This is a genomic window from Mesorhizobium sp. M1409 (genome assembly GCF_040317535.1).
Taxonomy (GTDB): Bacteria; Pseudomonadota; Alphaproteobacteria; order Rhizobiales; family Rhizobiaceae; genus Mesorhizobium.
On record NZ_JAMYKV010000046.1, the window covers coordinates 47691 to 57392 of the forward strand.

Below are 9702 nucleotides of genomic sequence, written 5' to 3' on the forward strand. Positions count from 1 at the left end.
CAATACGTCCTGATATCAGCCGATACGAGCTTTGTAGGCGGCCTCATCCATGAGGCTGGCGAGCTGGCTTTCGTCGGCAAGCTTCATCTTCCAAAGCCAGCCGGCCCCGGTTGCTGCCGAATTGACCAGTGATGGATCCGACGACAGCGTGCCGTTGGCTTCGGTGATCTCGCCATCGACCGGCGCATAGACATCGGATGCCGCCTTGACGGATTCGACGACGACGGCGGTATCGCCCTTGCTCAGCTTCTTTCCGATCTCCGGCAGTTCGACGAAGACGAGATCGCCGAGCTGCTCCTGCGCGTAGTCGGTGATGCCGACAGTGGCGATGCCGCCCTCGACGCGGAGCCATTCGTGATCTGATGTGAAATAGGTCGTTGCCATTGAAATCATCCTTTGCGGTAGCGATGCGGTCTGAAGGGCAGGGAGCTGATATCGACGGGGATCTTCGTGCCGCGAACATCGGCGAAAACCCGTGTTCCGGGCTTGGCCAGTGATGCCGTGACATAGCCCATGGCGACCGGATGGCCGGCTGACGGGCCGAAGCCGCCTGACGTGACATGGCCGGCGGGCTTGCCGTCGGCGTCAAAGAGCGCGGCACCGGCGCGCACCGGCTGGCGGCCTTCCGGCTTCAGCCCGACCCGCTTCTGCGCGGGTCCCCGTTCCACGGCGGCGCGCAGCGCATCGGCGCCGATGAAAGCGCCGGTGGCACGGATCTCCTTCGGGATCGCCCACATCAGTGCGGCGCTGGCCGGGTCGGTCTCCGGCGTGATGTCCTGGCCGTGCAGGCAGAGCCCTGCTTCCAGCCGCAGGCTGTCGCGGGCGGCCAGCCCGATCCACAGCACGCGTTCATCGCCGAGCAGCTTCGCAACGAGATCGCGCGCATCGGCCTCCGGCAGGCCGATTTCAAAACCGTCCTCGCCGGTATAACCGGAGCGGCTCATGAACCAGTTCTTCCTCGGTTCGACCCCATGCATGAACAGCAGCGAGCCGGTCTCGATGCCGGCGCGGGAAAGGGCCGCCCACGCTTCAGGACCCTGGATGGCAAGGAAGACGCGGTCGAGCGGCTCGACCCTGACGTCGAAATCCGCGGCAAGCGCACGCAAATGCTTTTCGTCGGCGACGGCGTTGCCGGCGTTGGCGACCACCATGAACCTGATATCGCCCAGCCTGGTGACGATCAGATCGTCCAGAATGCCGCCGGCTTCGTTGAGGAAGAAAGACAGTTTGGATTGCGAGATTTCGAGCGCGCCGGCGTCCAGCGGGCAGGCGCGATTGAGCAGTGAAACCACCTCCGGCCCGCTGACCTCAAACAGTTTCATATGCGAGATATCGAACAGGCCGGCCTGTTCGCGGGTGTGAAGGTGTTCCTTCATGACGCCGGCCGGATAGGTCAGCGGCATCGACCAGCCGGCAAAGGCGCCAAAGCGCGCACCAGCGGCCACATGGATATCTTCGAGGGGAAGGTGTTTTGTGTCGTCGCCCGTCATGTCATCTCCAGAGTCGCACGCAATCGGTCGCGAATGGCGACCAGTCCGTGCCCCTCTGTCTGAAGCCTGAGAGACTTGCGCAGCCGGAACTCTGTCAGCGGCGCTTACACCTTCGGCGCGGGGGCAAGCCCCGACTTTCCAGAGTGTCTTTCCCGTCTACGGTTCTTTTTGCCTGAGAGATTTCGGGCGATTTCCCCTTCGGCGGCAGCTTTCGCTGCTCTCTCCCGCAAACAGGTAGGACTCAGACCCTGAGTCCTCGACGCGCCATCCATAGCTTGTGCGCGACGGCTTGTCACCTGTCAGCGACATCTAAAGCGCGTCGCGCTGGCGATGCGCTTTCGATCCTTGTTTTGATGCCTGTCGTTCGCCCAAAACCGCGGCACACTTTTGGGCGACATGCATTGGCCGACAAGCCTTCGCTAACCACGCCGTTTGCCGGTTTTTCAAGACACTGCTGATATGTTGGCGGCCATGACGCTTTGGGGCCGGCATTGGACGGCGGCGGACGGGGACGACAAATGGGCGAATTGATCATGAGTGCGCCGGTGGCCGGGCTGACCTCGAAAAGCCGCATCGCCGCGGAGGACGTGGCGATGTTGCGCCATGAGGTGTTCGGCGACGGTGTGGTGACGCGCGGCGAGGCCGAGGCACTGTTCGCGCTCGATGCCTCGCCGAAGGACAAATGCCCGGAATGGCCGCTTTTCTTCATCGAGGCGGTCACCGACTACATCGTCCACCAGGAAAAGCCGTCGGGCTATATCTCGCAGGACAATGCCGACTGGCTGATCCGTACGATCGCGCGCGACGGCATGGTCGACAGCCGGACCGAACTCGAATTGCTGGTTCACGTGCTGGAAGAGGCGAGATCGTCGCCGGGCCAGCTTTGCGTCTATGCGCTGCAACAGGTCGCCCACGCGGTCATCGACGGCAAGGGGCCGCTGATGCTCGGCGGCGCACTGGTTCCCGGGCTGATCGCCAAGGCGGAGGTCGAGTTGCTGCGCCGTATCCTCCACGCCCACGGTGGCGACGGCAACATTGCCATCACGCGCGCCGAGGCAGAGGTGCTGTTCAAGATCAACGAGCGGACCGCCCAAGCCAGCAACGATCCGTCCTGGAACGAGCTGTTCGTCAAGGCGATCGCCAATTTCGTCATGTGTTCCGCCGGTTATGAAGCGCCGACGCGCGATGTGGCACTACGCCGTGATGCCTTCCTCGAACACGCCGATCCGGAAATCGGCGGCTTCTTCAGCCGGATGGTCTCCGGCGGCCTTGCCGGCATCATGGAGGCCTATCGGTCCCCTGATGACATCGAAGCGGAGTGGGAAGCCAAGAACAGGGCGGCCGAGGCCCTGGCGCGCCGCGCCGAGACGATCGATGCCGGTGAAGCCGGCTGGCTGATCGAGCATATCGGCGTGGACCGGCCTCTGTATGAGAACGAACGCGCGCTGCTGACGCTGATCAAACACGCCTCGCCGGAAATCCATCCGGTGCTGAGGCCGCTGCTCGACAAGATTGCCTGACCGGTCAAGGGTCGAATGATCAAATCTGGGTTGCCTGATCAGATCTGGTCGGCGTCGATGTATATCCGGGCCAAACCTTCCCGAACGGTCGACATGGCATCGGCGACACTGATGGCGATGTGGTCATGCATCAGCCTGGCGGCCCTGTCGGCATCGCGGGTCACCATGGCTCGGGCGATCTCGCTGTGTTCGGTGTAGGTCGTCGACAGTCGCCGGTGCTTCTCCACTTCGATCTTGCGAACGAAATGGATGCGCGTGTTGATGCCTTCGAGCATGCGCGCCAGTTCGGGATTGCCCGACAGCCTGGCGATGCGGATGTGAAATTCCTCGTCCCTGGCGGTCAGTTCGGCGCTGGAAAATGAGTCGGCGCGCGCCATGGTGAGCGCCCACCAGTCGACGAGCGCGGCGAGTTCCTCATTGGTTGCGCGCTCAATCGCCAGCCTGACGGAGCGCTCCTCGAGCACGGCCCGCACGTCGGAAAGATTGACGATCTCGTCGACATCGAAGCCGCGGCAAAAGAAGCCGCGATTGGTCTGAAAGGTGATGAGTTCCTCCGTGACCAGCCGCTGGAGGGCCTCCCGGATCGGGCTGCGGCTGACATTCAGCCTCGCGGCAAGCGCCACTTCGTTGATGCGTTCGTTCGGCTTGAAGCGATAATCCATCGCCATGCGACGGATTTCTTCATAGACACGCGGGCCGGTCTTCATCGGCTTGGATGCCAACGCGGCGCTGTTGTCCTGGTTGGTTTGCCTGATGGGTCGGAGCATGGCGTCTGTCATGCCTTTGCGGCACTCGGTTCGGTGAACCGGGCCTGTGTGGGAAGGATACCATCGAGGGCGATCGGCGCGGACCGGCCGGCGATCAGATCGGCGACGATGCGGGCCGAGCCATGCGCCATGGTCCAGCCGATGTGGCCGTGGCCGGTGTTCAGCCAGAGGTTTTTGATGTTGCGCAGGCCGAGGACCGGCAGGTTGTCGGGCGTCATCGGTCTCAGGCAGGCCCGCATTTCGGCGCGATCATAGGCGATGCCGCGCGGGAACAGGTCCTGCGTCACGCGCTTCATGAAGGCGAAATCCGAGGGTTTGTGGCTGCGATCATAGCCCGCGAACTCAGCGGTCGCGGTGACGCGGATGCGATCGCCCATCGGCGTGATGGCAACGAGATTGTGCTCGTCGATAACGGGAAGTTTTGGAGCCAGGGCGGGGTCGACGATTGGAATGGTCAGCGAATATCCCTTGACCGGATAGATCGGCAGACCAAGGCCGATCTTGCGGGCGAGGATCGGGCTCTCCGCGCCCAAACACAGAACGTAGGCGTCGGCCAGAAACTCTCCCTTGTCGGTGACGACCCGCGCGATCACGTCGTTTCTGCGTTCGATCCCGACGATCCTGGTGCCGGTCAGGATATTGCCGCCCCTCGTTTCGACGATGGCCGCCAGCGCGCGCGTGAACTTGGCGGCATCGCCGGTTTCGTCGGTCGGACACAATATGCCGCCGGCAATGCTGCCGCGCGACGAAGCCAGCGCCGGCTCGCGGTGAACGATTTCCCGCGCGTCGACAATGCGGACCTCCTGGCCGTCGGCTTCCAGCAGGCGCATGTTGGCGACGCCCTTGTCGAGCGCCTGACGGCTGCGATGGAAGTAAAGAATGCCGGCCGACGTCCTGTCGTATTGGATCGCTTCCTCCCTGACGACGGCCTGCAGGACCGATTGGGAATGGACCGCAAGCCGATGTTTGAGGAGGGTGTTGCGGCGCGCCCTGGCGGCCGTGCATTGCATGAGGAAGCGCAGCGACCAGCTGTAGAGATGCGGGTCGGCGGAGAGTTTGAAACGAAGCGCCTGGTCTTTCAGGAAAAGCGACTTCAGCAGGATTTTGGGGGCGGCCGGCGATGACCAGACGAAGGAGTGGCCGGGCGCGATCATGCCGGCATTTGCCCAGCTTGCGCCCTCGGCCACCCGCGGTGCCTGCTCGAGAACGGTGACGGCGTGGCCGTCCTTTTGCAGCTGATAGGCAGTGGTGATCCCGACTACGCCACCGCCCAAGATCAATACGCGCATCGCCGTCCCGAATGACTGTCGTTTCTATTGTCGACAATTCAATAGGAAGACGCCGGTCCTTGTCAACGGCGCATGGACAAGCGGTCCACTCAAACGCATAATGCAAGCATTTCCTGGTGCCAAATCTGCGCGGAGCCCTTGACACCTCTGGCATTGTTGCCGTTTCTATTGTCGACAATTCTGATTGGGATCAGGAAAGGGGACTGCACCATGGACGCCCCGGTTACCCGCGCCGACAACGCGCTTGTCCTCGACAAGGAACACATTCCCTTCAAGACCGACGACGGTATCGGCACCCGCGCCAATCTCGGCCTGCTCGTGCTGCGGACCGATCAGACCATTGAGGATGAATTCCGCTACGCGCTGCCCGCGAACGACATCGCGCTGTACGAGGCTCGTCTTTACAGCGATGTCGAGATCACGCCGGAAAACCTGATGAAGATGTCGGCCGTCATCCCCGCAACGGTCGGCCTGTTGCCCGACGTCAAGTTCGATGTGATCGGCTTTGCCTGCACGTCGGGAGCGCTTGTCATCGGCGAGGACAAGGTTGCCGCGCGCGTTCACGAGGTGCTGCCGGGCGTGCAAGTGACCAACCCGGTGACGGCGGCGCGGGCCGCGCTGAAGGCCCTGGGCGTCTCGCGGATCGCGCTGCTCACCCCTTACCTCGCGAAAATCAATCACTCCCTGCGGGCATCGCTGGTGGCGCGGGGGATGGATATTCCGGTCATGGGCTCCTTCAACGAAGCGGACGACAATGTCGTTGCGCGCATAACGCCGGCATCGGTCAAGCAGGCCATTTTGGAGATCGGCGCGTCGAGCGACTGCGAAGCCGTGTTCGTTTCCTGCACCAGCATGCGCGTTGCCCGGGTCATCGAGGAGGTCGAGAAGGAGCTGAAGAAACCGGTCACATCGAGCAATCATGCACTTGCCTGGCATATGCTGCGACTTGGCGGCATTAGCGAGCAGATTGCTGGAAAAGGCGAGCTGTTTCGCCGCTCGCTGTAGGCGCGTCCATTTCGAGCCGAGGCGCTTGCGGCATGCGGTTCATATCCCGCCGTACCAGTCGTAGCCATTGTCTTCCCAATAGCCGCCCCTGCCGCCGCCGATAGTGGCGAAGCCGTCGACCAGCTCGATCTTGTAGAGATATTTCGGCATCTTGTAGCCGAGCTGGCGTTCCACACGAACGCGCAGCGGTGCGCCGTTCTCGACCGGCAGCGGCTTGCCGTTCACGCCATAGGCGAGGATCGTCTGCGGGTGACGGGCATCGATCAGGTCGATGCTGCCGTAATATTTGATGTCTCCGGAGAGGCCGCGGTCGATCGTGTCGAGGCAATGGAACATGACGTAGCGTGCCTGCGGCTTGACCATCGCCTGGTCCAGCACCAGTGACAGCGGCGTGCCGGTCCATTTGGCGATGCAGCTCCAGCCTTCGACACAGTCATGGCGGGTGATCTGGGTGCGGCTCGGCATGTTCATCAATTGCTCACGGCTGAGCGACAGCGGCTTTTCGACCAGGCCTGAAACTTCCAGCCGCCAGTCGGCGAAGTTGTTGGCGAGCAGGCCTTTGTAGACATCATCATCGGGAGCGGTGACACCGTTCGGCCGCTGCGGCTGGCGGATGTCGGCTTCGGTGAATTCCGGCGCCAGGGCGTCATGTCCGGCAAGCAGGCGCTGTGCCCGGTATGTCAGGTCATTGGCGTTTTCGAGAAAACCGCGCAAGCCGCTGCCAACGCTCAACTGGCTGTCGAAGGCATCGCAACCCGACAGCATGATGCCGGAGGCGCCGAGACTGGCACCCGTCAGGAATTTGCGGCGGCTTATCTCAAACTTCGCCATGTCACGCACTCCTCTCGGTTGTCTTGTCGTCCTGTGCGGATGGATCGGTGCGGTACCAGCCGGTGATGATCGAACGCAGTTCGTTTATCGGGCCGGCGGCGAGGATCATCAGGATATGAACGACGAAGAAGGCGACCAGCAGCACCATGACGGTGAAATGGATGGTGCGTGCCGTCTGCCGGCCACCGAGCAGATCGTTGAGATACGGCAGCACTGAATTCATGCTTGGTGACATCGCCAGGCCGGTGATGATCATAAGCGGCAACAGCACGAACAGCACGCCGCCATAAGCCATCTTCTGCAGCGTGTTGTATTCCCGCGTATGATGGAATTTGAGTTTCGCGTGGTCGACGATGTCCCGCGGCAGGCGCTTGAGATCATCGAGGCGTGGCGTGAGATCGCGGCGCAGATGGCCGTTCACAGTGCTGGCGACCAGCCAGACGATCAAGGTCGTGGTCAGTATCCAGGCAAAGAAGAAGTGTACGACGCGGGCGGTGCCGAGGTCATAGTAGGACGGTATGGTCGCCCAGGAAGGAAAGGCGAGGGACGTCTCCTGGCCCGCCGGCCCCGACCAGCCGAGTACGCCCGTGGTGTCGAAGCGATGCCCAAGGATTTCGGTGTAGCCACGCGGTCCGGCGTCGGTGTTTTCGGCACCGATGGCGAAGATCGTATTGTTGTAGCCGAAGCCTGACTCCTTGCCGATATAGAGCTGCGGACGGGCATTGAAGATCTGCAAGCCTGACAGCAGCATGAAGAACAGCGAGATGGCCCAGAGCCAATGCGTCAGCCGCGTCCAGCGCGACTGCCGGTAGATCAGCGGTTTTTCGTTCGACGCCGAAGCACCGGGATCGGCGGCGGATTGGCTTCTGGCAACGGATTCCATCTTGTCTCGTCTCCGGGCCTCACGGCGTGGCCTGCGCGTTCATTGTCCTCCTGATACGTCGCGATCCAAACCAATGTTTCATCCGATCACGGATTTATTACGACTAGCGTAGATTGATGGCGAGATTGACGGCGGCGGCGACGATGACCGTATTGAAGAAGAAGGAAAGGATCGAATGGATAAGCACGACACGTCGCATATGCGTGGTCGTGATGTTGGTGTCGGCGGTTTGTGCCGTCATGCCGATAACCGTCGAGAAGTAGAGGAAATCCCAGCCTTCCGGCCGTTTGTCGCCCGGAAACAGCAGTCCTCCGACGGGGATATTCTTCTTGGTCTCGGCGTCGACCGCATCGCCGTCCATCCAGTAGACATGGGCATAGTGGAGCGCCGCCATGGCATGGATGGTGAACCAGCCGAGCGGGATCGAGAGCAGCGCGAAGATGAGTTCGATGGGATGGGCGCTGCCTTTCTGATTGATCAGTTGGAACAGCGAGAAGGTGGCAACGCCGACGACGACAAGCGTCACGGCGAAGATGACCAGCACCGGCTGGTCGGTGGCGCGCGCATTCTTGCTCAGATATCTGCCGGTGAATTTTGGCATATGGGCAACGACAAGACTGACGTAGGCGGCAAAGAATGCGTTGGCGCCGATCGAATAGGCGAGCGAAGCATGAAGCAGCAACGCCACGGCAAGCGCCACGACGCCGAAGCAGGCCGACACCGCGAACAGCATGTGGCGCTGCAAGGGAGACTTCGTCGGGGTTTCGGCAGCCATGGCGGTTCCAACCTTGGAATGGCGCTCGGTTTCTATTGCGGTGTGACGGATTTAAGCGCCCGCCGCAAGATGCGGTCGAGTTCGCCGAGAAAGCGCGAACGGTCCTGTGGGGCGAAGCTGGCGTTGTAGCCCTTGCTCTCGCCGGTCTCTCGCAGGTGCTGTTTGAGGTCGCGCATCGCCACCGCCATGCCGATCGTTTCCGGCGTGAAGGGACGTCCGGTCGGCCCGAGCACATGCGCGCCGAGCGCCACCGCGCGGGCGGCCAGCGGAATGTCCGCGGTGATCACGATGTCGTTGGTCCGCGCATTGTCGACGATCCAGTCGTCGGCGGCATCGGCGCCCTTGGACACAACGACGTTGCGGATCATCGAGTCGCGGGAAGGGCGCAAGCCCCCATTGGAGACGTAGGTGACGACAACGCCATGGCGCTCGGCGACCTTTTCGACCTCGGCCTTGACCGGGCAGGCGTCGGCATCGACGTAGATGGCAGGTATGGGCATCGCTGGTTCCAATGAGCATGGGGCCAGACGATTTCGTCCGGCCCCATGGATACAATCCGATCGGTTGCTAAGCCGGCAAGGCGCCGGACTTCTTCGCCGTCCAGGTGGCGATATAATCCATCAAGCCGGGGTTGAGGCAGTCATAGGGTTCGAGACCGATCGACTTGAGCTGTGACCGGATGCCGTCCATGCGGCTCGGGTCGACACCGGACTCGATGATCGAGGAGACGAAGGCGGTGAAGCCCGGCGGCGACCAGCCGTCCTCCTCGAAGCGTTCGGGATGGATGAAGGACAGGCCCTTGAACGCGTGGTCGCGCTCGACCGGTCCGTGCAGGTGAACACCGCAGCCGGTGCAGGCATGGCGCTGAATCAGCGCGCTCGGATCGACCACCTTCAGCTTGTCGCCGTTTTCGGTCACGGTCACGTCGCTCGTACCGGCAACCGCCACGACCGAGAACAGGGCGCCTTCCGGCTTCCAGCATTTGGTGCAGCCGCAGGCATGGTTGTGGGCGATCTGGCCCTTGACCCGAACCTTGACCGGGTTGCTGGTGCAGGCGCAGACCAGCGTGCCGCCGGCAAAGCTCGCGCTTTCCCGGGGCAAGCCGTTGTCGATTTTCGGATGCAGTTTCTCCGCCATGTTTT

General features: G+C 62.2%; 11 protein-coding genes and 1 riboswitch. Of the genes, 2 read left to right on the forward strand and 9 right to left on the reverse strand.

Annotated elements, in window-relative coordinates; translation table 11 throughout:
- Positions 1–15: 15 nt before the first annotated feature.
- Entirely contained in the window at positions 16–384 is a 369-nt protein-coding gene (gene gcvH / locus NKG99_RS27625) for a glycine cleavage system protein GcvH (RefSeq protein ID WP_352872186.1), read from the reverse strand.
- Positions 385–389: 5 nt separating this feature from the next.
- A complete protein-coding gene (gene gcvT, locus NKG99_RS27630) occupies positions 390–1490 on the reverse strand; it encodes a glycine cleavage system aminomethyltransferase GcvT (RefSeq protein WP_352872188.1) in 1101 nt (366 codons plus the stop codon).
- A 149-nt stretch (positions 1491–1639) separates the two neighbouring features.
- Positions 1640–1727, reverse strand: a riboswitch (glycine riboswitch).
- Between the two features lie 281 nt (positions 1728–2008).
- On the opposite strand from gcvT, the gene NKG99_RS27635 reads away from it, so the two are divergent.
- Complete coding sequence (locus NKG99_RS27635; protein WP_352872190.1) at positions 2009–3010, forward strand: hypothetical protein; 1002 nt, start codon at positions 2009–2011, stop codon at positions 3008–3010.
- Between the two features lie 38 nt (positions 3011–3048).
- Here NKG99_RS27635 and NKG99_RS27640 read toward each other — a convergent pair whose 3' ends face one another.
- Positions 3049–3777 carry a GntR family transcriptional regulator gene (locus NKG99_RS27640; RefSeq protein ID WP_352872191.1) on the reverse strand — a complete coding sequence of 243 codons (729 nt, stop codon included), beginning with the start codon at positions 3775–3777 and terminating at the stop codon, positions 3049–3051.
- 8 nt (positions 3778–3785) lie between these two features.
- On the reverse strand, positions 3786–5066 hold the full coding sequence (locus tag NKG99_RS27645) for a D-amino acid dehydrogenase (protein ID WP_352872192.1): 1281 nt from the start codon (positions 5064–5066) through the stop codon (positions 3786–3788).
- A gap of 210 nt (positions 5067–5276) precedes the next feature.
- Between NKG99_RS27645 and NKG99_RS27650 the strand changes: the two genes are divergently transcribed.
- Positions 5277–6071 (forward strand): maleate cis-trans isomerase family protein, encoded by a 795-nt coding sequence (locus tag NKG99_RS27650; RefSeq protein ID WP_352872193.1) that lies wholly within the window; start codon positions 5277–5279, stop codon positions 6069–6071.
- 39 nt (positions 6072–6110) lie between these two features.
- Here the strand turns inward: NKG99_RS27650 and NKG99_RS27655 are convergent, their stop codons facing one another.
- From NKG99_RS27655 to gfa, 5 genes are all read right to left on the reverse strand, one after another.
- Positions 6111–6902 (reverse strand): molybdopterin-binding protein, encoded by a 792-nt coding sequence (locus NKG99_RS27655; protein WP_352872194.1) that lies wholly within the window; start codon positions 6900–6902, stop codon positions 6111–6113.
- A 1-nt stretch (position 6903) separates the two neighbouring features.
- Complete coding sequence (locus NKG99_RS27660; protein WP_352872195.1) at positions 6904–7785, reverse strand: cytochrome b/b6 domain-containing protein; 882 nt, start codon at positions 7783–7785, stop codon at positions 6904–6906.
- Positions 7786–7888: 103 nt separating this feature from the next.
- Positions 7889–8560, reverse strand: coding sequence for a DUF1345 domain-containing protein (locus tag NKG99_RS27665; RefSeq protein WP_352872197.1), 672 nt, complete (start codon positions 8558–8560; stop codon positions 7889–7891).
- 32 nt (positions 8561–8592) lie between these two features.
- Positions 8593–9060 carry a YaiI/YqxD family protein gene (locus NKG99_RS27670; RefSeq protein WP_352872198.1) on the reverse strand — a complete coding sequence of 156 codons (468 nt, stop codon included), beginning with the start codon at positions 9058–9060 and terminating at the stop codon, positions 8593–8595.
- 67 nt (positions 9061–9127) lie between these two features.
- A complete protein-coding gene (gene gfa / locus NKG99_RS27675) occupies positions 9128–9697 on the reverse strand; it encodes an S-(hydroxymethyl)glutathione synthase (protein WP_352872202.1) in 570 nt (189 codons plus the stop codon).
- Between the last annotated feature and the right edge of the window lie 5 nt (positions 9698–9702).